Origin of the sequence: uncultured Amaricoccus sp. (assembly GCF_937858865.1) — a bacterium.
Lineage (GTDB): Bacteria > Pseudomonadota > Alphaproteobacteria > Rhodobacterales > Rhodobacteraceae > Amaricoccus.
In genome coordinates this window covers 1-23684 of record NZ_CALLYO010000255.1, presented here as the reverse complement: position 1 = coordinate 23684, position 23684 = coordinate 1, and the positions used below count along the sequence as shown (strand labels likewise).

The 23684-nt window shown below is 71.9% G+C and carries 22 protein-coding genes; 14 read left to right on the top strand and 8 right to left on the bottom strand.

Translation table 11 applies throughout. The features are described from left to right. The first annotated feature begins 22 nt into the window (after window positions 1-22). From Q0112_RS07090 to Q0112_RS07080, 3 genes are all read left to right on the top strand, one after another. Entirely contained in the window at window positions 23-1933 is a 1911-nt protein-coding gene (locus Q0112_RS07090) for a peptidylprolyl isomerase (RefSeq protein WP_297973236.1), read from the top strand. Between the two features lie 7 nt (window positions 1934-1940). Next, window positions 1941-3452, top strand: coding sequence for an anthranilate synthase component I (trpE, locus tag Q0112_RS07085; RefSeq protein ID WP_297973233.1), 1512 nt, complete (start codon window positions 1941-1943; stop codon window positions 3450-3452). 70 nt (window positions 3453-3522) lie between these two features. After that, window positions 3523-4182, top strand: coding sequence for a peroxiredoxin (locus Q0112_RS07080; RefSeq protein ID WP_297973230.1), 660 nt, complete (start codon window positions 3523-3525; stop codon window positions 4180-4182). An 87-nt stretch (window positions 4183-4269) separates the two neighbouring features. Here the strand turns inward: Q0112_RS07080 and Q0112_RS07075 are convergent, their stop codons facing one another. From Q0112_RS07075 to Q0112_RS07065, 3 genes are all read right to left on the bottom strand, one after another. Further along, window positions 4270-4482, bottom strand: coding sequence for a CstA-like transporter-associated (seleno)protein (locus Q0112_RS07075; protein WP_297973241.1), 213 nt, complete (start codon window positions 4480-4482; stop codon window positions 4270-4272). Between the two features lie 23 nt (window positions 4483-4505). Then, complete coding sequence (locus Q0112_RS07070; protein WP_297973228.1) at window positions 4506-6602, bottom strand: carbon starvation CstA family protein; 2097 nt, start codon at window positions 6600-6602, stop codon at window positions 4506-4508. 232 nt (window positions 6603-6834) lie between these two features. Further along, window positions 6835-7131: a hypothetical protein gene (locus tag Q0112_RS07065; RefSeq protein WP_297973225.1), complete on the bottom strand. Its 297-nt coding sequence runs from the start codon at window positions 7129-7131 to the stop codon at window positions 6835-6837. Between the two features lie 238 nt (window positions 7132-7369). Between Q0112_RS07065 and Q0112_RS07060 the strand changes: the two genes are divergently transcribed. The 7 genes from Q0112_RS07060 to Q0112_RS07030 all read left to right on the top strand — a co-directional run bounded on the left by Q0112_RS07060 (window position 7370) and on the right by Q0112_RS07030 (window position 13664). Further along, the gene (locus Q0112_RS07060; protein WP_297973222.1) at window positions 7370-7963 is read left to right on the top strand and encodes an aminodeoxychorismate/anthranilate synthase component II; all 594 of its coding nucleotides are present in this window, start codon (window positions 7370-7372) and stop codon (window positions 7961-7963) included. Continuing rightward, a complete protein-coding gene (gene trpD, locus Q0112_RS07055; RefSeq protein ID WP_297973219.1) occupies window positions 7960-9000 on the top strand; it encodes an anthranilate phosphoribosyltransferase in 1041 nt (346 codons plus the stop codon). Before Q0112_RS07060 ends, trpD begins: the two co-directional genes overlap by 4 nt. After that, window positions 8997-9803: an indole-3-glycerol phosphate synthase TrpC gene (trpC, locus tag Q0112_RS07050; protein WP_297973217.1), complete on the top strand. Its 807-nt coding sequence runs from the start codon at window positions 8997-8999 to the stop codon at window positions 9801-9803. The genes trpD and trpC overlap by 4 nt, the downstream gene beginning before the upstream one ends. After that, window positions 9803-10279, top strand: coding sequence for a cyclic pyranopterin monophosphate synthase MoaC (gene moaC, locus Q0112_RS07045; protein WP_297973214.1), 477 nt, complete (start codon window positions 9803-9805; stop codon window positions 10277-10279). The genes trpC and moaC overlap by 1 nt, the downstream gene beginning before the upstream one ends. After that, on the top strand, window positions 10279-11469 hold the full coding sequence (glp, locus tag Q0112_RS07040; RefSeq protein ID WP_297973211.1) for a gephyrin-like molybdotransferase Glp: 1191 nt from the start codon (window positions 10279-10281) through the stop codon (window positions 11467-11469). The genes moaC and glp overlap by 1 nt, the downstream gene beginning before the upstream one ends. 88 nt (window positions 11470-11557) lie before the next feature. Next, window positions 11558-12241, top strand: a complete 684-nt coding sequence (lexA, locus tag Q0112_RS07035) for a transcriptional repressor LexA (RefSeq protein ID WP_297973208.1) — start codon at window positions 11558-11560, stop codon at window positions 12239-12241. Between the two features lie 232 nt (window positions 12242-12473). Then, window positions 12474-13664 carry a succinylglutamate desuccinylase/aspartoacylase family protein gene (locus Q0112_RS07030; RefSeq protein WP_297973205.1) on the top strand — a complete coding sequence of 397 codons (1191 nt, stop codon included), beginning with the start codon at window positions 12474-12476 and terminating at the stop codon, window positions 13662-13664. 98 nt (window positions 13665-13762) lie between these two features. Here Q0112_RS07030 and Q0112_RS07025 read toward each other — a convergent pair whose 3' ends face one another. Beyond that, window positions 13763-15892, bottom strand: coding sequence for a ComEC/Rec2 family competence protein (locus Q0112_RS07025; RefSeq protein ID WP_297973202.1), 2130 nt, complete (start codon window positions 15890-15892; stop codon window positions 13763-13765). 70 nt (window positions 15893-15962) lie between these two features. Between Q0112_RS07025 and gltX the strand changes: the two genes are divergently transcribed. Genes gltX through Q0112_RS07005 form a run of 4 tightly spaced genes read left to right on the top strand, consistent with a single transcriptional unit; the run spans window position 15963 to window position 19660 of the window. After that, complete coding sequence (gene gltX / locus Q0112_RS07020; RefSeq protein WP_297973200.1) at window positions 15963-17390, top strand: glutamate--tRNA ligase; 1428 nt, start codon at window positions 15963-15965, stop codon at window positions 17388-17390. Between the two features lie 32 nt (window positions 17391-17422). After that, the gene (gltA, locus tag Q0112_RS07015; RefSeq protein WP_297973197.1) at window positions 17423-18721 is read left to right on the top strand and encodes a citrate synthase; all 1299 of its coding nucleotides are present in this window, start codon (window positions 17423-17425) and stop codon (window positions 18719-18721) included. Continuing rightward, on the top strand, window positions 18705-19214 hold the full coding sequence (locus Q0112_RS07010; protein WP_297973194.1) for a YbaK/EbsC family protein: 510 nt from the start codon (window positions 18705-18707) through the stop codon (window positions 19212-19214). Before gltA ends, Q0112_RS07010 begins: the two co-directional genes overlap by 17 nt. Before the next feature lie 41 nt (window positions 19215-19255). After that, window positions 19256-19660, top strand: coding sequence for a low affinity iron permease family protein (locus tag Q0112_RS07005; RefSeq protein ID WP_297973192.1), 405 nt, complete (start codon window positions 19256-19258; stop codon window positions 19658-19660). Here the strand turns inward: Q0112_RS07005 and lpxB are convergent. The 4 genes from lpxB to Q0112_RS06985 form a co-directional block, all read right to left on the bottom strand. Continuing rightward, the gene (gene lpxB / locus Q0112_RS07000; protein WP_297973190.1) at window positions 19645-20817 is read right to left on the bottom strand and encodes a lipid-A-disaccharide synthase; all 1173 of its coding nucleotides are present in this window, start codon (window positions 20815-20817) and stop codon (window positions 19645-19647) included. The two genes, Q0112_RS07005 and lpxB, sit on opposite strands and share 16 nt — an antisense overlap. Next, window positions 20814-21629: an ABC transporter permease gene (locus Q0112_RS06995; protein ID WP_297973238.1), complete on the bottom strand. Its 816-nt coding sequence runs from the start codon at window positions 21627-21629 to the stop codon at window positions 20814-20816. Before Q0112_RS06995 ends, lpxB begins: the two co-directional genes overlap by 4 nt. Next, a complete protein-coding gene (locus tag Q0112_RS06990; protein WP_297973187.1) occupies window positions 21626-22570 on the bottom strand; it encodes an ABC transporter permease in 945 nt (314 codons plus the stop codon). The genes Q0112_RS06995 and Q0112_RS06990 overlap by 4 nt, the downstream gene beginning before the upstream one ends. 1 nt (window position 22571) lies before the next feature. Beyond that, a partial coding sequence (locus Q0112_RS06985; RefSeq protein WP_297973184.1) for an ABC transporter substrate-binding protein occupies window positions 22572-23684 on the bottom strand: 1113 nt, incomplete at its 5' end.

Here is a 23684-nt window from a genome sequence, read left to right as displayed (position 1 = left end):
ATCGCTCGGGACCTGACGGCGCATGCTCGGATCCTTCCGCTCGAAACGGGGCAGCGTCCTCGTCTACGCCCTCCTCGGCCTCCTCGTCGTCGGCCTCGCCGGCTTCGGCGTCAGCATCGGCACCACCGGCAGCAGCGACACCATCGCCCGCGTCGGCCGGGTCAAGGTCACCACCGACGACTACGTCCGCGCCATGCAGCAGGAGCTCCGCGCCCTCTTCCAGCAGACCGGCCGCTCGCTCAACATGACCGAGGCGCGCCAGTTCGGCGTCGACGCCATGGTGCTGACCCGCCTCGTCAACGACGCCGCCATCGACGGCGAGGCCGAGCGGCTCGGCCTCTCGACCGGCGACGAGACCGTGCGCGCCCAGGTGATGGCGACCCCTGCCTTCCAGGACGCCGACGGCAAGTTCAGCCCCGAGGGCTACGTCCAGTCGCTCGAGCGGGCGAGCCTGCGGCCGGCCGAGTTCGAGCAGCTGCTTCGCCGCGAGGCGACGCGCGATCTCGTCACTCGCGGCGTCGCCGCCGCCGCGACGCTGCCCGAGACCGAGGCGCTCGGCATCCTCGGCTTCCTCGGCGAGCGGCGGAGCTTCGACTGGATCCGCCTCGACGCCGCCCTCCTGCCCGAGCCGATCCCCGGACCCACCGATGCCGAGCTCGAGGCCGAGCACGCGGCGCATGCCGCCGACCGCTACACCCGGCCGGAGACGCGCCACATCAGCTATGCCAGCATGACGCCCGACCAGGTCGCCGCCGCCACCGAGATCCCCGAGGACGAGCTGCGCGCCGCCTACGAGGCCGAGATCCACCGCTTCGAGACCCCGGAGCGACGGGCGGTCGACCGCATCGGCTTCGGCACCGAGGCGGAGGCCCGGGCGGCCAAAGCCGCGATCGACGCCGGCGAGACCGACTTCGACAAGGTGGCGGCCGAGCGCGGCCTCACCCCCGCCGACATGGACCAGGGCATCGTCGCCGCCGACGCGCTGCCGGTTGCGGCGCGCGAGGCGGTCTTCGGCCCGGCCGAGCCCGGCATCGTCGGCCCGGTGACGACGCCGCTCGGCCCGGCCCTCTACCGGGTGAACGCCATCATGGCGCCAAAGACGACGCCCTTCGAGGAGGCCCGCGCCGAGCTCGCGCGCGAGCGTACGCTCGACGCCGCCCGCGAGCAGATCCTCAACGAGAGCACGCACGTCCAGGACCTGATCGCCGGCGGCGCCACCATCGAGGAGATCGCCTCGGAGACGCCGATGGAGCTCGGCACGATCGCGCTCGGCAGCGAGACGACCGGCGGCCTCGCCGACGACGCCGCCTTCCGCGCCGCGGCGCTCGCGGCCGAGACCGGGGTCGAGACCGACCTCATCGAGCTCGCGGACGGCGGCATGGCGACCCTCCGCGTCGACAGCATCGACCCGCCGGCGGTCATCCCGCTCGAGGAGATCCGCGACCGCGTCGCCGCCGACTGGCGCGAGGCGAAGACGGCCGAGGCGCTCGAGAAGCTCGCCGAGGGTTACCGCGCCGAGCTCGAGGGCGGCCTCGGCTTCGGCGCGCTCGCCCAGCGCCTCGACCGGCCGATCCGCAGCGCCGGCCCGCTCACCCGCGGCGAGGGGGCGGAGGGCACGCCACCCGGCCTCGTCGCCGACGTCTTCGCCGCCGGCGGCGACGGCGCCGGCGACGGCAGCGGCAGCGGCGACCCGGTCGGCGCCGCGGTCACCAGCCGCGACAAGGACACGGTGATCCTCGCCGTGGTGACGGCGCTCGAGCCCTTCGACGCCACCGCCGAGACCAGCCGCCAGCTCCTCGAGAGCGTGCAGGGCCAGTTCCGCGACCAGGTGCGGGGCGATCTCCTGTCGCTCTACACCGTGGCGCTGCGCGACCAGGCCGGGGTCACGGTCAACCAGGCGCTGCTCGAGTCGACCCTCTCCCGCTTCCCCTGAGCGCGCGATGCAGCTCTCGCCGCCGCTCGAGGAGTTTTCCGCCGGCTTCGCCGCCGGCCGCAACCAGGTGGTCTGGACCCGCCTCGTCGCCGACCTCGACACGCCGGTCTCGCTGATGCTGAAGCTGACCGAGGCGCGCAAGGACTCGTTCCTCCTGGAAAGCGTCACCGGCGGCGAGGTGCGCGGCCGCTACTCGATCATGGGCATGAAGCCCGACCTCGTCTGGGAGTGCCGCGGCACCGCCGCCCGCATCAACCGCTCCGCCCGCTTCGACCCCGACGGCTGGCAGCCCGAGGCCGCCGACCCGCTCGCCTCGCTGCGCGCCCTTATCGCCGAGAGCCGCATCGAGCTGCCGCCCGAGCTGCCGCCGATGGCCGCCGGCCTCTTCGGCTACCTCGGCTACGACATGGTCCGCCTCGTCGAGCACCTGCCGAACGTCAACCCCGACCCGCTCGGCCTGCCCGACGCGCTGATGCTCCGCCCCTCGGTCATGCTGATCGTCGACGGCGTGAAGGGCGAGGTGACCGTCGTCAGCCCCGCCTGGGCCAACGGCGGCCTCAACCCGCGCGCCGCCTACGCCCAGGCCGCCGAGCGGGTGATGGACGCGGTGCGCGACCTCGACCGCACGCCGCCGGCCGCCAGCCGCGACCTCGGCGACCTCGCCCCCGGCGAGCCCGTCTCCAACACCACGCATGCCCGCTACCTCGAGATCGTCGAGCAGGCGAGGGACTACATCCGCGCCGGCGACATCTTCCAGGTCGTCCCCTCGCAGCGCTGGGCGCAGAAGTTCGACCTTCCGCCCTTCGCCCTCTACCGCGCGCTGCGGCGGACGAACCCCAGCCCCTACATGTTCTACTTCAACTTCGGCGGCTTCCAGGTCATCGGCGCCAGCCCCGAGATCCTCGTGCGGGTGAAGGGCGACACCGTCACCATCCGCCCGATCGCCGGCACCCGCCCGCGCGGCGCGACCCCGGCCGAGGACCTCGCCCTCGAGGAGGAGCTCCTCGCCGACGCCAAGGAGCGGGCCGAGCACCTGATGCTGCTCGACCTCGGCCGCAACGACGTCGGCCGCGTCGCCGTCATCGGCTCGGTCGACCCGAACGAGCAGTTCATCATCGAGCGCTACAGCCACGTCATGCACATCGTCTCCAACGTCGACGGCCGGCTCGCCCCCGGCCAGGACGCCCTCTCGGCCCTCCTCGCCGGCCTCCCGGCCGGCACCGTCTCCGGCGCGCCCAAGGTCCGTGCCATGCAGATCATCGACGAGCTCGAGAACGAGAAGCGCGGCGTCTACGGCGGCGGCGTCGGCTATTTCGCCGCCGGCGGCGACATGGACATCTGCATCGCGCTGCGCACCGCGGTGGTGAAGGACGGCATCCTCTACATCCAGGCCGGCGGCGGCGTCGTCTGGGACAGCGACCCCGAGGCCGAATACGTCGAGACGGTCAACAAGTCGAAGGCCCTCACCCAGGCCGCCCGCGACGCCGGCCTCTTCGTCGGCCCGCGCGGCGGGAACTGACCCCGAACGAGGGTTCCCTCGCCGCCGCGGCTTTGCTAGCGTCCGCGCCTTCAGGGAAGGGAGGGGACCCATGAGTCTTCGCATCAACGACATCGCACCCGACTTCACCGCCGACACCACCGAGGGGCCGGTTTCCTTCCACGAGTGGATCGGCGACGGCTGGGCGGTCCTGTTCAGCCATCCCAAGAACTTCACGCCCGTCTGCACCACCGAGCTCGGCTACATGGCGGGGCTCCTGCCGGAGTTCGTCCGGCGGAACACCAAGATCCTCGGCATCTCGGTCGACCCGGTCGAGAGCCACCACAAGTGGAAGGCCGACATCGAGAAGGTCTCCGGCAACAAGGTCAGCTACCCGATGATCGGCGACCCGACGCTGGCCGTCGCCAAGCTCTACGACATGCTCCCCGCCGAGGCCGGCGACAGCTGCGAGGGCCGCACCCCGGCCGACAACGCCACGGTCAGGACGGTCTACATCGTCGGCCCGGACAAGCGGATCAAGCTGCAGCTCACCTACCCGATGACCACCGGGCGCAACTTCGACGAGATCCTGCGCGCGCTCGACTCGATCCAGCTGACCGCGAAGCATCAGGTGGCGACGCCGGCGCAGTGGAAGCAGGGCGAGGACGTCATCGTGACCGCCGCCGTCTCCGACGAGGACGCCGAGACCCGCTTCGGCGGCTTCACCCGCGTCCTGCCCTACCTGCGCACCACCGCCCAGCCCCAGGGCTGACCGGAGCGCTGACCGGAGCGCTGACCGGAGCGCTGACCGGCCGCGAAGAGGGCAGCGCCCGACCCGGCGGGCGCTGCCCGAGCCCCGTCAGCAGCAGCGGAAGCCGCGGGCCGAGCCTTCCGAACCCTCGCCGTAGCGCGCCGACTGCCGCTCGCGGAAGAACTCGCCGTAGCTCATGACCGGCCGCTCCGGGTGCGCCTCGCGCATGTGCGCCACGTAGGTCTCGTAGTCCGGGACCCCGATCATCAGCCGCGCCCCCTCGCGCAGCCGCCTGCGGCAGAGGGCGAGCGCGTCCTTCATCGTGCCTGCTCCCGTCATGCGCCTCACTCCGCCGGAACGGCGACGGGGCCGTTGCGTTCCTCGGGCAGCTCCCGCGCCGTCCAGCCGCTGGCGCGATAGGCGTCGATGCAGGCGCGGATGCTGAAGTAGATCATGCTGATGACGAGCGCGACGAAGATGAACGCCATCGTCGCATCGACCATGTCGTTGAAGACGATCTGCCGCATCTGGCCGAGATCCTTGGCCGGCGCCAGCACCTCGCCCGCCGCTGCCGCCTCGCGGTAGCGCCCGGCGTGCGCGAGGAAGCCGACCGCCGGCACGCTGGAGAAGACCTTCTGCAGCCCTGCGGTCAGCGTGACCACGACGAGCAGCGCCGAGGGCACCAGCGTCACGAAGGCATAGCGCTCGCGCTTCATCTTGAAGAGGACGACGGTGCAGAGCATCAGCGCAATCGCCGCCAGCATCTGGTTGGCGATGCCGAAGAGCGGCCAGAGCGTGTTGACCCCGCCGAGCGGGTCGGTGACCCCCTGGTAGAGGAAGAAGCCCCAGGCCGCCACGCAGAGGCCGGTGGCGACGATGTTGCCCCCGAGCGAGGAGGTCTTGCGCATGGCCGGCAGGAAGACCCCGAGCAGGTCCTGCAGCATGAACCGCCCCGCGCGCGTGCCGGCATCGACCGCGGTCAGGATGAACAGGGCCTCGAACAGGATGGCGAAATGATACCAGAAGGCCATCATCGCCTTGCCGCCGATCAGGTGCGAGAAGATCTGCGCCATGCCGACCGCGAGCGTCGGCGCGCCGCCGGCGCGCGAGATGATCGTCGTCTCGCCCACGTCGGCCGCCGTCTCGTTGATCGTCTCGGGCGTGATCGCGAAGCCCCACTCCGAAACCTGCGCGGCGGCGCTCTCCGCCGTGGTGCCGATCGCCGCCGCCGGGCTGTTCATCACGAAGTAGACGCCGGGGTCGATGATCGAGGCCGAGACCAGCGCCATCATCGCGACGAAGCTCTCCATCAGCATGCCGCCGTAGCCGATGAAGCGGGCGTGCCCCTCGCTGTCGATGAGCTTCGGCGTGGTGCCCGAGGAGATGAGGGCATGAAAGCCCGACACCGCCCCGCAGGCGATGGTGATGAAGAGGAAGGGGAAGAGGTTGCCCGACCAGACCGGGCCGGTCCCGTCGATGAAGCGGGTGATCGCCGGCATCTTCAGATCCGGGGCGACCAGCAGGATGCCGAGCGCGAGCCCGACGATCGCGCCGATCTTGAGGAAGGTCGAGAGATAGTCGCGCGGCGCGAGCAGCAGCCAGACCGGCAGCGTCGAGGCGACGAAGCCGTAGCCGATCAGGAGCCAGCAGAGCTGTGTCGGGCTGAAGGTGAAGACGGCCGACCAGGTCGGGCTCGCCGCCACGTTGGCGCCGAAGATGATCGCCGCCATCAGCGCGATGAAGCCGGCGATCGAGGCCTCGCCCACGGCGCCGGGCCGGATGTAGCGCATGTAGACGCCCATCGCGATCGCGATCGGGATCGTCATCGCGACGGTGAACATGCCCCAGGGGCTGTCGGCCAGCGCCTTCACCACGATGAGGGCGAGGACGGCGAGGATGATGATCATGATGAGGAAGGTGCCGATCAGCGCGATGATCCCCGGCAGCGGCCCGAGCTCCGAGCGCACCAGATCGCCCAGCGAGCGCCCGTCGCGCCGCATCGAGACGAAGAGGACCATGAAGTCCTGCACCGCGCCGGCCAGCACGACGCCGGCGAGGATCCAGAGCATCCCGGGCAGGTAGCCCATCTGCGCCGCGAGCACCGGCCCGACCAGCGGCCCCGCGCCGGCGATCGCCGCGAAATGGTGGCCGAAGAGGACGTACTTGTTGGTCGGGACGTAATCGAGCCCGTCGTTGAAGCGATGCGCCGGCGTCGGCCGGCTGTCGTCGAGCTGCATCACCCGGCGGGCGATGAAGAGGCTGTAGTAGCGGTATGCGATCAGGTAGATCGAGACTGAAGCGACGACCACCCAGAGCGCGTTCACATGCTCGCCGCGGGCGAGCGAGACCTGGGCGAGGCCGACGGCCGCGAGGACCGAAAGCGCCGCCCAGACGAGCCAGTGATCGAGAGAATGGCGCCGCGGCGCCGCTGAATCCACCATGTCTATCCCCCTTCCGCGCCGGCTTTCGCGGCCGGCAGTCTCAGACACGCCGCCATCGGGCGCGCGGCCCGGGCCGGGCCCGCGACGGGGTGAGTCGAGCGCTATCGGCGAGCCGTGACCTGCCTCGGTCGTCTTCGGCCGGACGGAGATGCCCGGGGATGATCGCTCCGCGCGACTATGGCGCCGAGTCCGGTTTCAACGCAAGCGTTTTTGAAACATTGTTGCGCGGCGGTCAGTCCGCCGGTTCGGGCGCGCTCTCCGAGGCCGGGGCGTCGGCAATTTTCGGCGTTTCCCGCCCCGTCTCGCGCCCAGTCTCCCGGACCGTCTCCCCCGCCGCCGCCGGCTCCGGCCCTGCCACGCCGTCCGGCTGGCCGGGCGCGGCCGGCGCCTCCAGCGCGCCGGGATCGACCTCGGGCGGCATCAGCGGCCGCGGCGGATGGAGCCACGCCAGCGCGAGAAGCCCGGCGGCCGCGACCAGGAGCCCGGCCAGGACCCCCTTCCAGAAGCCATGCGTCCGCCGCTCCGCCACCGTCCCGCCTCCTTCCGCTCGTCCCGCCATCCTACAGCGCGCGCACCGCCCGCCGCCAGCCCCCGCCGCACGTTAACGATTATGCCCAAGGTGGTTAACGCCGGGACGATTGCCAAGTGGAATCAGCGTGTTACCCGAAGCCCGCACTGTGCGGGCCCCCTGCGCCCGCACAGGCCACCCCTTGACCCCGTCCGACCCCGCGGGCCATGAATGGCGCGCATGTGAGTGGGGCGCGGCCATGCTGCTCTTGATCGACAACTACGACAGCTTCACCTGGAACCTCTTCCACTACCTGGGAGAGCTCGGGGCCGAGGCCATCGTCCGCCGCAACGACGAGATCGACGTGCAGGCCGCCATGGCGATGCATCCCTCGGCCATCCTGCTCTCGCCCGGCCCCTGCACCCCGGACGAGGCCGGCATCTGCCTCGCGCTCATCGCCGCCGCCGCCGAGACCCGCACGCCGCTCATCGGCGTCTGCCTCGGCCACCAGGCCATCGGCCAGGCCTTCGGCGGCAAGGTCGTCCGCGCCGGCGAGATCGTGCACGGCAAGCTCGGCACCATCCACCACGGCGGCAAGGGCGTCTTCCAGGGTCTCCCCTCGCCCCTCCGCGCCACCCGCTACCACAGCCTGATCGTCGAGCGGGAGAGCCTGCCGCCCGAGCTCGAGATCACCGCCGAGCTCGAGGACGGCACCATCATGGGCCTTCAGCACCGCACGCTCCCCATCCACGGCGTCCAGTTCCACCCCGAGTCGATCGCCTCCGAGCACGGCCACGCGCTCCTGCGCAACTTCCTCGACCTCGCCCGCGTGGCCGCCCGGGCGACCGCATGAGCGACGGCCTCCGCTCGCTGATCGGCCGCGCCGCCGAGGGCCCGCTCACCCGCGAGCAGGCCGAGCGCGCCTTCACCGCCATCATGGACGGCGACGCCACCCCGGCCCAGGTCGGCGGCTTCCTCATGGCGCTGCGCACCCGCGGCGAGACCGTCGCCGAATACGCCGCCGCCGCCGCCGTCATGCGCGCCAAGTGCGTCCGCGTCCGCGCCCCCGAAGGCGCCATCGACATCGTCGGCACCGGCGGCGACGGCAAGGGCACGCTCAACATCTCGACCGCCGCCGCCCTCGTCGTCGCAGGCTGCGGCGTCCCGGTCGCCAAGCACGGCAACCGCAACCTCTCGTCGAAGTCCGGCGCCGCCGACGCCCTGACCGAGCTCGGCGTCAACGTCATGGTCGGCCCCGAGGTGGTCGAGCAGGCGCTGGCCGAAGCCGGCATCGGCTTCATGATGGCGCCGATGCACCACCCGGCCACCCGCCACGTCATGCCCGCCCGCCAGGAGCTCGGCACCCGCACCATCTTCAACCTCCTCGGCCCGCTCACCAACCCGGCCTCGGTCCGCCGCCAGCTGACCGGCGCCTATTCCCGCGCCGTCATCCGCCCGATGGCCGAGACCCTCGGCCAGCTCGGCTCCGACCGCGCCTGGATGGTGCACGGCGCCGACGGCACCGACGAGATCTCGATCGCCGGCGAGACCTACGTCGCCGAGCTGAACGACGGCCGCATCACCGAATTCTCCATCCACCCCGAGGACGCCGGCCTCGCCCGGCAACCGCTCGAGGCCGTCCTCGGCGGCACCCCCGAGCAGAACGCCCAGGCGCTGCGCGCCCTCCTCGCCGGCGAGCCCTCCGCCTACCGCGACGCCGTCCTCCTCAACGCCGCCGCCGCCCTCCTCGTCGCCGGCCGCGCCGCCGACCTCCCCGCCGGGGTCGCCCTCGCCGCCGAGAGCATCGACACCGGCGCCGCCCGCCGCACCGCCGACAAGCTCGCCGCCGTCACCTCCGCCCCCGCGCGCACCGGCGAGGCCGCGCGGTGAGCATCCTCGACGACATCCGCGCCTACAAGCTCGCCGACGTCGCCCGCCGCAAGGCCGAGCGCCCGCTCGCCGCCGTCGAGGCCGCCGCCCGCGACGCCGACCGCCCGCGCGACTTCGTCGGAGCGCTGCGCCGCGCCTCCGCCCGCGGCTACGGCCTGATCGCCGAGATCAAGAAGGCGAGCCCGTCCAAGGGCCTGATCCGCGCGGACTTCCAGCCCGCCGCCCTCGCCGCCGCCTATGCCGCCGGCGGCGCCGCCTGCCTCAGCGTGCTGACCGACGGCCCGAGCTTCCAGGGCGACGACAGCCACCTCGTCGAGGCGCGCAAGGCGGTCAGCCTGCCGATCCTGCGCAAGGACTTCCTCTACGACCCCTGGCAGGTCGTCGAGTCGCGCGCCCTCGGCGCCGACTGCATCCTCGTCATCCTCGCCAGCGTCTCCGACGCCCAGGCGCAGGAGCTCGAGGCCACCGCCCGCGCCTGGGGCATGGCCGCGCTCCTCGAGGTGCACACCGCCGAGGACCTCGACCGCGCCCGCCGCCTCGCCTCGCCGCTGGTCGGCATCAACAACCGCGACCTCAACACCTTCGCCACCGACATCGAGACCACCCGGCGCCTGGCGCGCAGCGTGCCCGCCGACCGCATCATCGTCTCCGAATCCGGCCTCGCCACCCGCCAGGACCTGGCGCAGATCGCCCGCTACGGCGTGCGCTGCTTCCTGATCGGCGAGACGCTGATGCGCGAGGAGAACGTCGAGGCGGCGACCCGCGAGCTCCTGCGCAGCCCCTGGTCGCCGGAGGCCGAGTGATGGCCGGCCTCACCCACTTCGACCCCCGCGGCGCGGCGCAGATGGTCGACGTCTCGGACAAGCCGGCGACCGCCCGCCGCGCCGTCGCGCGCGGCTGGATCGCCATGGCCCCCGCCACCCTCGCCCTCGTCACCGAGGGCACCGCCGCCAAGGGCGACGTCCTCGGCGTCGCCCGCCTCGCCGGCATCATGGCCGCCAAGCGTACCGCCGAGCTCATCCCGCTCTGCCACCCGCTCGCGCTCAGCAAGGTGACGGTCGACCTCGCCCCCGACGCCGCGGCCTCGCGGGTGACGATCGAGGCGACGGTCGCCACCACCGGCCCGACCGGCGTCGAGATGGAGGCGCTGACCGCCGTCTCGGTCGCCGCGCTCACCGTCTACGACATGCTGAAGGCGGTCGACCGCGGCATGACGATCGGCGAGATCCGCCTGGCGCTGAAGGAGGGCGGCAAGTCCGGCCGCTTCGAGGCGCCCTGATGGGCCTCATCCCCGTCGCCGAGGCGCACGCGCGCCTGATGCGCCTCTTCGAGCCGCTCGAGGCGGAGGAGGTGCCGCTCGAGCGCGCCGCCGGCCGGGTGCTGGCGCACGACGTCGCCGCCGCCCGCGCCCAGCCGCCGTTCGACGCCGCGGCGATGGACGGCTACGCGCTGCACTCGGCCGACGCCCTGCCCGGCGCCCGGCTCCGCCTCGTCGGCGTCGCGGCCGCGGGCGCGCGCTTCGAGGGCGCGATCGGGCCGGGCGAGGCGGTGCGCATCTTCACCGGGGCGCCGGTGCCGCCCGACGCCGACATGGTGGTGATCCAGGAGGAGGTCGACGCGCTCGGCGACGAAATCCTGCTCCATGCCGAGCTCGACCGCGGCGGCAACATCCGCCCCGCCGGCAACGACTTCGCCGCCGGCGCCCGCGTCGCGGCTCCGCGGCGGCTCCGGCCGGCCGACCTCGCGCTCCTCGCGGCGATGAACGCAGGGCGGGTGGCGGTCGCGCGCCGGCCGGTGGTGGCCCTCATCCCGACCGGGGACGAGCTCGTCATGCCTGGCGAGGATCCGGGCCCCGACCAGATCGTCTGCTCGAACGGGGTCGGCCTCAAGGCGCTGCTCGAGGCGGCCGGCGCCGAGGCGCGGCTGCTGCCCATCGCCCGCGACACGCCGGAGAGCCTCGAGGCGAGCTTCGCGCTCGCCCGCTCGGCCGACCTCGTCGTGACCCTCGGCGGCGCCTCGGTCGGCGACTTCGACCTGGTGCAGAAGACGGCCGTCGGCCTCGGCATGACCCTCGACTTCTACCGCGTGGCCATGCGCCCCGGAAAGCCGCTGATGGCCGGCCGCCTCGGCGCGACGCCGCTGGTCGGGCTGCCCGGCAACCCGGTCTCGGCCATGGTCACCGGCCGCCTCTTCCTCGTGCCGGCCGTCGAGCGGATGCTCGGCCTGCCCGGCGACCTCCCCGCCATGCACCCCGCCCGGCTGGCGCAGCCCCTGGGGCCGAACGGGCCGCGCGCCCACTACATGCGGGCGCGGGTGACGCAGGGCGAGGGCGGATGGGCGTGCGCCCCCTTCGCGCGCCAGGACAGCGCGCTCCTCTCGATCCTCGGCGAGGCCAACGCGCTCATGCTCCGGCCGCCGCGCGACCCGGCGCGCGCGCCGGGCGACATGATGGAATTTCTCTGGCTTTGAACAACCTATGGTTGTATCAAGCAATTGATTCTTGACACAAAACAAGAACGTATCTAGAACGTTGCGAGGGACAGCGCCAAGGGACGACATGCTCACGCGCAAGCAATACGACCTCCTGCACTTCATCCACCAGCGATTGCAGAAGGATGGCGTGCCGCCTTCGTTCGACGAGATGAAGGACGCGCTCGACCTCAGGTCGAAATCCGGCATCCACCGGCTCATCACCGCGCTCGAGGAGCGCGGCTTCATCCGCCGCCTGCCGCACCGCGCCCGCGCCATCGAGATCGCCCGCCTGCCCGAGTCGCTCGAGGCCAGCGGCGGCTTCCGCCCCGCCGCCGTCGACGGCAACCGCCCCGATCCGGCGACTGCCGCGGCGGCCGCCGCCGCGTCGATCGAGCTTCCGGTCATGGGCCGCATCGCCGCCGGCACGCCGATCGAGGCGATCCAGCACGCCTCGCACAACGTCGCGGTGCCCGCCGCCATGCTCTCCGCCGCCGGGCGCCACTATGCGCTCGAGGTCAAGGGCGACTCGATGATCGAGGCCGGGATCAACTCGGGCGACATCGTGGTGATCCAGGAGCAGCCGACGGCGCAGAACGGCGACATCGTCGTCGCGCTCATCGAGGGCGAGGAGGCGACGCTCAAGACCTTCCGCCGCCGCGGCTCGACCATCGCCCTCGAGGCAGCCAACCCCGCCTACGAGACCCGCCTCTACCAGGACCACCAGGTCCGCATCCAGGGCAAGCTCGTCGGCCTGATCCGCACCTACTGACCCGTCGCGCGGCGTAGGGGGGCGTGCGGCCCTCGAACGACGCCCCGATGTCCGCGGCTCGCGGTCCCGTCTCTCTGCGGCGCCCAAGCGCGCGCCGGGATTCGGCGCTTGACCTCGGGCGGCCCTTGCGCCCACCTGCGGGGAGAGCAGGCCGGCCGACGGGCCTTCGCTCCGGAACATGCCCCGAGAAAGCCGCATCGGCCGTCGACCGGGGCTCATCGGGGATTTACCCATGTCAGACGATCACGACCTCGAGCGGCGGGAATTCATTGTCGCGTCCCTTGCCGCGGTCAGCGCCCCGGTTGTCCTCGCCGCCGGCGCGGCAGCGGTATCGGCCCAGGAGGCGGCGCAGCCGGCGGCGACGGGCGGGACGGTCTTCACCGGCGACGTGATCCAGGGCAAGCGGGTCCTGAGCGCGCTCGACGTCAACGACCTCGAACCCGGCAGGCACCAGTTCTACTTCGAGGGGGTCCAGGGGATCACCGGGCAGCATCGCTACGTCTCGGTCGCCGTCGCCAAAGGAGCCCAGCCGGGCAGGCGCGTCCTCCTGACGAGCGGCGTGCACGGCGACGAGATGAGCTCCGTGCGTACGGTCCAGCGCGTCATGGAGGCGCTCGACCCGGCGGCGATGTCGGGCACGGTCACGGCGGTCTTCGACATCTCCGGGCCGGCGCTGGAAGGCATGGCGCGCCGATGGCCGAACTCGGGGCGGGGCGTCGATCTCATCGACATGAACCGGGTGTGGCCGGGCGACGAGAACGCGCCCGAGGCACCGCGCCGCCACGCCGGCCTGCTGTTCAACCGGCTGCTCCGGCCGAACGCCGACGTCGCGATCGACTTCCACACCGTGTCGAGCGGGATGGACGGCACCGCCTTCCACTTCGCCGACATGTCGCACCCCGAGGTGGCGGAGATGGCGATGCTCTTTCCGGTCGACCAGATCTTCGCCGACACCGAGCCCTACGCCGGCACGCTGATGAACGAGCTCGTCGCCGTCGGCATACCGGCGCTGACGCCCGAGCTCGGCAAGCCCCGCGTCCTCGACCCGGAGATGATCTCCCGCTTCGTCGAGGGCACGATGAACGTGCTCAAGCTGCACGGGGTCATCCAGGGCCCGATGGGCCGGACCGGTCACGACGCCGGCGTCTTCGTCGCGGTCCACGGCGCGCCGGTCATCTCGACGCATGGCGGCTTCGTCGAGCTTCTGGTCGAGCTGCGGGAAAAGGTCGAGGCCGGGCAGGCGGTCGCCGTCCAGTACGATGCCTTCGGCGAGCGGATCGCGGAGTACGCCAGCCCGGTCGCCGGCGAGATCATGGCCCGCCGCACCGACGCGACATGCGAGGCCGGCACCCCGCTGATGCTCATCCTCTTCACCACCGAAGGCCCGGCGGACGCGGAAGAGGAGGAGGCGTTTCCGGAGTGAGCGCGGCCGCGAGTTGTCTATACAACGTCTATACGCCAATAAAATGACGTCAGATCAATGCCTTGCGGCCTGGGCACACGTGCCCCTCACCGTGCCCCTCACCGTGCGGCGAGCTCCGTCGCCGATGGCCGCTGGCGATCGCCGTCCGGCGGCGCCCCTTCCCGCTCCGGCCGCCGGGTCCACGGGCGGCCCTGATTGACGGAGAGGGCGCCGGCGACCGTCAGCCCCCCCGGGCCCGGACGGATCGCCAGCGCCCCCTCCCGTTCCAGGCGCTCCCGCCCGACGAAGAGGCAGTCCCCCCGCGGCGCCCGTGGCCAGTTCGGCGCGACGAGGATCGCGGCCGCGGCGCAGATCCCGTCCGCCCCGCGCATCTCCCGCGTCCCGACATAGACCAGCCGGCCGATCCCCGGCACCTCCGCCTCGATCCGGTGCGCCCGGCGCACCAGCCGCCCGCGCGCCCAGGCCTCCGCCTGCGTCGCGCCGTCGCCATCGTTGCGCAGCCAGGTCTCGGCCGCATACCCGTTTCCCCGCTCGCTCGAGAGCACCCGCCCCGAGGGAGTGAGGAAGCCGAAGAGCCGCCCGTTCCCGGCGACGAGCACCTCCGGCCGCCCGTGCCCCGCCCAGAGCAGGAGTGCGACCGCCGCCGGCGCCAGCGCCGCCCACCGCGCGCGCCCGAGGAGCAGCACCGCCATCGTCCCGCCGAGGAGGATGAGCCCGAGGCTGAGCGCCGGGCCGGCCGGAACCCCGGTCACCGCCCCGCCGAGCCCGGCGACGAAGCGGGCGACCGCGATGATGTAGCCCATCCCGAGCCCGGCGATCCGGAACGGCAGCCAGTCGAGCCCGAGCGGCGCCAGCCCGACCGCCACGACCGACGCCGGCATGACGACGATCCCCATCGCCGGAAGCGCGAGCAGGTTGGCCAGCACCCCGTACTGGGCGATGGTATTGAAGTGAAAGGCCGAGATCGGCGCCGTCGCCGCCCCGGCGATCAGCGAGGTCACCGCGATCCCGAGCACCGGCCGCGCGAACCGCCAGCCCGGCGCGGTCTGCGTCACCTGCCACCAGGCCCGCCCGCGCAACGCCTCGAAGCTCGCCACGAGCGCGGCCGTGGCGGCGAAGGACATCTGGAACCCCGGCTGCATCAGGCTCTCCGGCGCGAAGAGCAGCACGATCACCCCGGCCAGCGCCACCGCCCGCAGCGTCAGCGCCGGCCGCTCGAGCAGCACCGCGAGCAGCACCGTCGCCGTCATCACGTAGGACCGCTGCGCCGGCACCTCCGAGCCGGAGATGACGAGATAGACGGCGCCTGCGACCATCGCCGCCACCGCCGCGATCTTCTTCAGCGGCCAGGCCAGCGCCAGCCGCGGCACCAGCGCCAGCCCGTAGCGGATCATCGCGAAGACCGCCGCCGCCAGCAGCGACATGTGCAGCCCGGAGATCGACACGATATGGTAGAGGCTCGACGCCCTGAGCGCCGCCTCGACCGACCGGTCGATCCCCGAGCGGTCCCCGGTCAGGATCGCCGCAGTGAAGGCGCCGTCCTGCCCCGGGATCACCCGCTGGATATGCGCCGAGGCGGCCATGCGCAGCCGGAACGGCAGCTGCCGGAACCGTCCCGGCTCCGGCCCGTAGGCCGCGACCATCGGCGTCCGCGCATAGCCGACCGCGCCGATTCGCTCGAAGAAGGCCAGCCGGCGGAAGTCGAACCCCCCGGGCTCGGCCGGCGCCCCCGGCGGCGAGAGCCGCGCCTGCCCGAGGATCCGCACCCCCGGCCGCAGCAGGTCGCGCGGCGTCGCCGGATCGAGCGAGACGCGCACCCGCGCCGGCGTCCGCTCCGGCTCGAGCCCGTGGATCACCACCCGGTCGAGCAGCACCCGCGGCCGATCGCTCGCCGACCGGTCGAGCCCGACGATCCGCCCCTCGACGGCGGCCGTCATCTCGTGGCCGATGACCGGCGCCGCCACCGCCCACGTCCTGAGCGCCGCCGCCTGCAGCCCGAGGGCCGGCAGCAGCGCCGCGAGCAGCGCGACCCGCCCGACGACCCCGACCCGGAAGAGCGTTGCGAAGCCGACAGCCATCACGCCGGCCAGCGCCACCAGCATCCAGCCCTCGGGCTCAGCCGGCAGCGCGAAGTAGCCGCCGATGCCGAGCGCGAGGAGGACGGGGATCCAGAGCGCCAGCTGCGGGCGCTGCGTCTCGATCAGCGCGGCGAGACGCTCTCGGCCCACGTCCCTTGTTCTCCCGCGAGGTTTCGGCCTAAGACCGTGGCTTCAGCATGGTTGCCACGAGGTTAAGCCGATGACCGCAACGCCCCCCGTGGTACCCCCGGTGGTGACGCGGTTCGCCCCCTCGCCGACCGGGTTCCTGCACATCGGCGGCGCGCGGACGGCGCTCTTCAGCTGGCTCTACGCCCGCCACACCGGCGGCGTCATGCTTCTGCGCATCGAAGACACCGACCGCGCCCGCTCCACCCCCGAGGCGACGGAAGCCATCTTCGAGGGCCTGCGCTGGCTCGGCCTCGACTGGGACGGCGAGGCGATCAGCCAGTTCGCGCGCGCCCCCCGCCACGCCGAGGTGGCGCACGAGATGATCGCCCGCGGCACCGCCTACCGCTGCTGGTCGAGCGTCGAGGAGATCGAGGCCTTCCGCGAGACGGCCAGGGCCGAGGGCCGCCCGCCGCTCTTCCGCTCGCCCTGGCGCGACGCCGACCCGGCCACCGCCCCCGATGCCCCCTATGTCGTCCGCCTGCGCGCCCCGCGCGAGGGCGAGACGGTGGTCGAGGACGTGGTGCAGGGCACGGTCACCTGGAAGAACGAGACCCTCGACGACCTGATCCTGCTCCGCTCCGACGGCACGCCCACCTACATGCTGGCCGTCGTCGTCGACGATCACGACATGGGCGTCACCCACGTCATCCGCGGCGACGACCACCTCACCAACGCGGCGCGGCAGACCCTCATCTACCGCGCCATGGGCTGGGACGTGCCGGTCTTCGCCCACATCCCGCTCATCCACGGCCCGGACGGCGCCAAGCTCTCCAAGCGGCACGGCGCGCTCGGGGTCGAGGCCTACCGCGACATGGGCTACCTGCCCGAGGCGATGCGCAACTACCTGGCGCGCCTCGGCTGGAGCCACGGCAACGACGAGTTCTTCACCACCGAACAGGCGATCTCCTGGTTCGACCTCACCCATCTCGGCAAGGCGCCGGCGCGCTTCGACTTCGCCAAGCTGGAGAATCTCTCCGGCCAGCACATCCGCGCCGCCGACGACGCCCACCTCCTCGCCGAGCTCGAGGCCTTTCTTGCAGCGCAGAAAAGGCCTCCCCTGACGGAAGTTCAGCGCAGCCAGATCCTCCGCGCCATGCCGGGTCTCAAGGAGCGCGCGCGAACGCTACTGCAAATAATTGATATGGCTAGCTTCATTCTGGTTTCTCCGCCATTTGCCATGGACGAGGCGGCGACGAAGGCGCTGGCTTCGGTTCCGCCGGAGACGCTGGAAAAATTGACTTCGCGCTTGCGAAACGTTACATGGGCCGCGAGCGATCTGGAGACGATAGTGCGCGATTTCGCCGCTGCCGAAGGCCTGGGACTGGGCAAGATCGCCCAGCCGCTCAGGGTCGCGCTGTCCGGCCGCACGGTTTCTCTAGGGGTCTTCGACATGATGGAGATCCTCGGGCGGGAGCAGAGTCTCGCCCGGCTTGACGCCTGCATCAAAGCCGGTTCCTAACCGGACCCGACAAATAGAACAGGGAACGACGCATGACCAACCAGGCGCATCACCGTGCAAAGCTGACGATCGGCGACAAGCAGCTGGAACTGCCGATCTATCACGGCACCATCGGGCCCGACGTCATCGACATCCGCCGGCTCTACGGCGAGGGCGGGGTGTTCACCTTCGATCCCGGCTACACCTCGACCGGCTCCTGCGCCAGCGCGATCACCTACATCGACGGCGACAAGGGCGAGCTGCTCTACCGTGGCTATCCGATCGAGCAGCTGGCCGAGAAGTCGAGCTTCCTCGAGGTCTCCTACCTCCTGCTCTACGGCGAGCTCCCGACCGCGGCGCAGCTCGAGGACTTCGTCAGCCGGGTGACCCAGCACACCATGCTGCACGAGCAGATGTCCTTCTTCTTCCGCGGCTTCCGGCGCGACGCCCATCCGATGGCGATCGTCTGCGGCACCATGGGGGCCATGGCCGCCTTCTACCACGATTCGACCGACATCTCCGACGCCTGGCAGCGCGAGGTCGCGACGATCCGCATGATCGCCAAGATGCCGACGATCGTCTCCTGGGCCTACAAGTACGCGGTCGGCCAGCCGTTCGTCTATCCGCGCAACAACCTCGACTACGCCTCGAACTTCCTCAACATGTGCTTCGCCGTCCCGGCCGAGGAATATGTCGTCGACCCGATCCTTTCCCGCGCCATGGACCGGATCTTCATCCTGCACGCCGACCACGAGCAGAACGCCTCCACCTCGACGGTCAGGCTCGCCTCCTCCTCGGGCGCCAATCCCTTCGCCTGCATCGCGGCCGGCGTCGCCTGCCTCTGGGGGCCGGCGCACGGCGGGGCGAACGAGGCGTGCCTGAGGATGCTGCGCGAGATCGGCACCGTCGACCGCATTCCGGAATACATCGCCCGCGCCAAGGACAAGGACGATCCCTTCCGCCTCATGGGCTTCGGCCACCGCGTCTACAAGAACTTCGACCCGCGCGCGAAGGTGATGAAGCAGTCGGCCGACGAGGTGCTCGGCCTGCTCGGCATCGAGAACAACCCGACGCTGCAGGTGGCGAAGGAGCTGGAGCGGATCGCACTCGAGGACGAGTATTTCGTCGAGAAGAAGCTCTATCCCAACGTCGACTTCTATTCCGGCATCATCCTCGACGCCATCGGCTTCCCGACCTCGCTCTTCACGCCGATCTTCGCACTCGCGCGCACCGTCGGCTGGATCTCGCAGTGGAAGGAGATGCTCGAGGATCCCGAGCTCAAGATCGGGCGCCCGCGCCAGCTCTACACCGGCAAGACGACGCGCGACTACGTGGATGTCGAGAACCGCTGAGGCGATGAGCGACCAGGGCCGCGACAGCCCGTCGATCGCCCGCGTCGAGGAGGACGCGCGGCGGCGCGGCCTCGCCATCGCGCCGGTCCGCCTCGCCGAGGGGACCCGCACGGCGGAAGACGCGGCGCGGGCCTGCGGCTGCGGCCTCGATCAGATCGTGAAGTCGATCATCTTCCGCGAGCAGGCCGGCGGGCGGCACGTCCTCTTCCTGACCGCCGGCGGGAACCGGGTCGACCCGGAGAAGGCGGCGCGCCTCGCCGGCGCTCCGCTCGCCAAGGCCGATGCCGCCGGGGTGCGCGCCCACACCGGCTTCGCCATCGGCGGGGTGGCACCGCTCGGCCACCTCAACCCGATCGACACCTGGCTCGACCCGCGGCTGCTCGACTTCGCCACCGTCTGGGCGGCGGCCGGGACGCCGCACCACGTCTTCGAGGTAGCCCCGGCGAAGCTCGCGGCCGCCGTCGGGGCGACGGTGGCGGACTTCGTCGCCTGACCGGGGAACCTGCCCGCGGGGTGGCGCGTTCACCGCGGACCATGAACAGGGTCTTCACCGCCATCGCCGGCCGGATCGCGGCGCTCGCCGGCCGGCCGGTGGCCTTCATCCTGGCGCTGGCCCTGGTCGTCGTCTGGGCGGTCAGCGGCCCCATCTTCGGCTTCTCCGAGGTCTGGCAGCTCGTCATCAACACCGGCACCACCATCGTCACCTTCCTGATGGTCTTCCTGGTGCAGAACTCGCAGAACCGCGATTCCGCCGCCATCCAGGCCAAGCTCGACGAGCTCCTGCGCGCGGTCGACCAGGCCCGCCAGCAGTTCATCGGCATCGAGCACATGACCGACAAGGAGATCGACGACATCCGCGCCCAGCTCGAGGCCGACTGCGGCGACGGTGAGGGCCGCCCCTCGCACGAGGCCATCGCGCGGCTTCAGACCCGCCGCTGAGCGATCGCCGCGAGCACCGAGCGCGCCGCCCGCAGCCCCGGCGCCTCGCCGCCCCGCCCGAGCAGTTCCATCGTCCGCGCCCCCGCCGCCCGCTGCACCGCCGCCGCCTCCGGATCGTCGAACAGCCGGACGACCGCCGGCGTGATCTTCTCCGGCGTGCAGTCGCCGAGGAAGAACTCAGGCACCACCCGGCTGTCGGTGACGAGGTTGACGAGCGTCGCCGTGTCGATCAGCGCCATGCGCATGACGATCCAGCCGGTCAGCGGATTGGCGGTATAGGCGATCACCATCGGCGTCCCCGCCGCCGCGAGCTCGAGGCTGACCGTCCCCGATGCCGCGAGCGCCACGTCCGCCGCGGCGAAGACCGCCCGCTTGCGCGCCTCCGCCTCCGCCTTCCCCCAGGGCCGCGGGTCGAGCACACGGACCCCGGGGAAGACGCCCGCCAGCAGGCCCACGACCGGCGCCGCCGCCGGCAGCACCACCGCGAGCCCCGGATCGGCCGCGGCCAGCCGCCGCACCACCTCGGCGAAGACCGGCCCCAGCCTTTCGACCTCGCCGCGCCGCGAGCCCGGCAGCACGATCAGCAGCCGCTGCCCGGGCGCGACCCCCAGCTCCGCCCGGATCGCCGCCACCTCCTCCGCCGTCGCCTGCGGCTCGGCCGCGACCGGATGCCCGACGAAGTCGCAGCTCATCCCGGCCGCCTCCATGTAGGGCGGCTCGAACGGCAGGAGCGCCAGCACATGGTCGACGACCTCGGCCATCTTCCGCGCCCGCCCCGGCCGCCAGGCCCAGACCGACGGCGCGACATAGTGGATCACCCGCAAATCCGGCCGCAGCCGCCGCGCCCGCCGCGCCACCCGCAGCGAGAAGTCCGGGCTGTCGATGGTGACGAGCGCGTCCGGCGCCATCGCCGCCGCCGCCGCCCCGGTCTCGCGGATCCGCCGCATCAGGTTCGGCAGCCGCGGCAGCACCTCGGCCAGCCCCATCACCGACAGCTCCTCCATCGGAAAGCGGCTCGCCAGCCCCTCCGCCGCCATCGCCGGCCCGCCCACGCCCGCGACCTCCAGCCCCCCGCCGATCTCCCGCAGCCCGGCGAGGAGCGCCCCGCCGAGAAGATCGCCCGAGGGCTCGCCGGCGACGAGGAAGAGCCGGGTCACGCCCGCACCCGCCTGAGCCGCGGGTCGAGCAGGTCGCGCAGCCCGTCCCCCATCAGGTTGAGCCCGAGCACCGTCAGCACGATCGCGAGCCCCGGCGCCAGCGCCAGGTGCGGCGCCAGCGCGAACATCGTCTGGCTCTCCGCCAGCATCCGCCCCCAGGAGGGCGTCGGCGGCTGCGCCCCGAGCCCGACGTAGGAGAGCCCCGCCTCGGCCAGGATCCCGAGCGAGAACTGGATCGTCCCCTGCACGATGAGCAGGTTCACGAGGTTCGGCAGGATATGCTCGAGCGAGATGCGCGCGTCCCCCTTGCCGGCCATGCGCGCCGCCAGCACGAAGTCGCGCGGCCAGAGCGACAGCGCCGCCCCGCGGGTCAGCCGGGCGAAGACCGGGACGTTGAAGATGCCGATCGCGACGATGGCGTTGACCGCCGAGGGCCCGAAGACCGCCGTGATCATGATGGCGATCAGCAGCGCCGGAAAGGCGAAGACGAGATCGTTGCCCCGCATGACGATCTCGTCGAGGAGCGAGCCGTGCCGCGCCGCCGCCGCCAGCCCGAGCGGCACCCCGAGCCCCATGCCGATCCCGACCGCGACCAGCGCCACCGCGATTGACACCCGCGCGCCGACCATCAGCATGGAAAGGACGTCGCGCCCGAAATGGTCGGTGCCGAGCCAGTGCGCCCGCGACGGCGGCTGCAGCTTGCCGGCGATGTCGAGCGCGGTCACGTCCCAGGGCGTCCAGACCAACGAGACGAGCGCCGCCGCCACGAAGACGGCGACGATCGCCCCCCCGGCGACCAGCGCCCGCATCAGCGGCTCCTCAGCCGCGGGTCGACCCAGGCATAGGCGAGATCGACGAGGAAGGTGACGAGGATCACCGCGACGACCAGCAGCATGACGACGCTCTGCACCACGATGAGGTCGCGCTGGCTGATCGCCTGGAAGACGAGCCGCCCGAGCCCGGGCAGGAAGAAGACGTTCTCGATGATGATCGCCCCGGCCAGCAGGAAGGAGAACTGCAGCCCGATGATCGTCAGGACCGGGATGAGCGCGTTCCGGAGCGCGTGCCGCCTGAGCGCCTGCCCCCGCGTGAGCCCCTTCGCGCGCGCCGTGCGGACGAAGTCCTCGTTCAGCGTGTCGATCAGCGACGAGCGCATGATGCGGGCGAGGATCGAGGCCTGCGGCAGCGCCAGCGCGATCGCCGGCAGCGCCAGCGCCCGCAGGCCGGCGATCGGCCCCGCCTGCCAGCCGGGAAAGCCGCCGGCCGAGACCCAGCGCAGCTTCACCGCGAAGACGAGGACGAGCAGCATCGCGAACCAGAAGTTCGGCACCGCGATGCCGAGCTGGGTCGTGCCCATGATCGCGGCGTCGCTCGCGCTGCTCCGCCGCGCCGCCGCCCAGAGCCCGACCGGGATCGCGATCAGCGTCGAGAGCGCGAGCGCGAAGAGCGCCAGCGGCAGCGAGACCTGCAGCCGGTCGAGCACCATGCCGGCGACCGGCGTGCGGTAGGTATAGGAGATGCCGAAGTCCCCGGTCAGCATCCCGCCGACCCAGCCGAGATAGCGGGCGACCGGCCCGGCATCGAGCCCGAGCTGCGCCCGGAGCGCCGCCACCGCCTCCGGGCTGGCATTGAGGCCGAGCATGTAGCTCGCCGGATCGCCCGGCACCACCTGCAGCGTCAGGAAGATGACGAGGCTCGCCACCGCCAGGCTGAGGCCGAGCGAGACGAGCCGCCGCAGGGCATAGCCGATCACCCTACTCGGCCCAGGAAACCGCGGTCATGTCGTTGGCCTGGGTCGGCGAGTTGGCCCAGAGGCCGCGCAGCTGCGCGTCGGCGACGCTGATCTTCGGCAGCTGGAAGAGGAAGGCGTTGACGAAATGCCCGGCGATCCGCTCCTGCGCCGCGCGCAGGATCTCGGCCTGCTCGGCCTGGTCGGCGGTCGCCTCGACGCCGGCGATCAGCGCGCGCATCACCGGGTCGTCGTAGCCGAAGTAATAGTCCGGCCGGGCGTAGATCTCGATGTCCATCGGCTCGGTGTGGCTGATGATGGTCATGTCGAAGTCGTGGTTCTTGAACACCTGCTCCAGCCACTGCGCCCATTCCACGTTGGTGATGCGGGCATCGATCCCGACGGCGCGGAGCTGCGCGGCGACGATCTCGCCGCCGCGGCGGGCATAGGCCGGGGGCGGCAGCGTCAGCGTCGTCCGGAAGCCGTCCGGATGGCCGGCCTCGGCCAGCAGCGCCTTCGCCCGCTCCGGGTCGTGGGCGGAAAGCCCGGTCAGATCCTCGTAGGCCGGATGCGTCGGCGAGAAATGGCTGCCGATCGGCGTGCCGTAGCCGAAGAGCGCGCCGTCGATGATCGCCTGCCGGTCGACGGCGTGCGCCACCGCCTCGCGGACGCGGATGTCGTCGAAGGGCGGCCGCTCGTTGTTCATGGCGAGGATCGTTTCGCCCTCGGTCGCGCCGACGATCACCTGGAAGCGGGGATCGGCCTCGAACTGGGCGAGGTTCTCGGGCGCCGGATAGTTCGGGAAGGCGTCGATGTCGCCGGCCATCATCGCCGAGAAGGCCGCCGTCGGATCGGAGATGAACTTGAAGGTCACCTTGTCGAGCTTCGCGGGCTCCCCCCAGTAGTCAGGGTTCCTGACCAGCTCGACCCGGTCGCCCTGCACCCACTGCGAGAACTTGAACGGCCCGGTGCCGACCGGCTTCGTCGCATTGGTGTCGGCGCTCGCCGGCGAGACGATGACCGCGTCCCCCCAGGCGAGGTTGGTCAGCAGCGAGCCCTTCGGCTGGTCGAGGCCGATCTCGACGGTCACGTCGTCGATCGCCGTGACCTCGTTGATGCCGGCGAAGAGCTGCTTCTG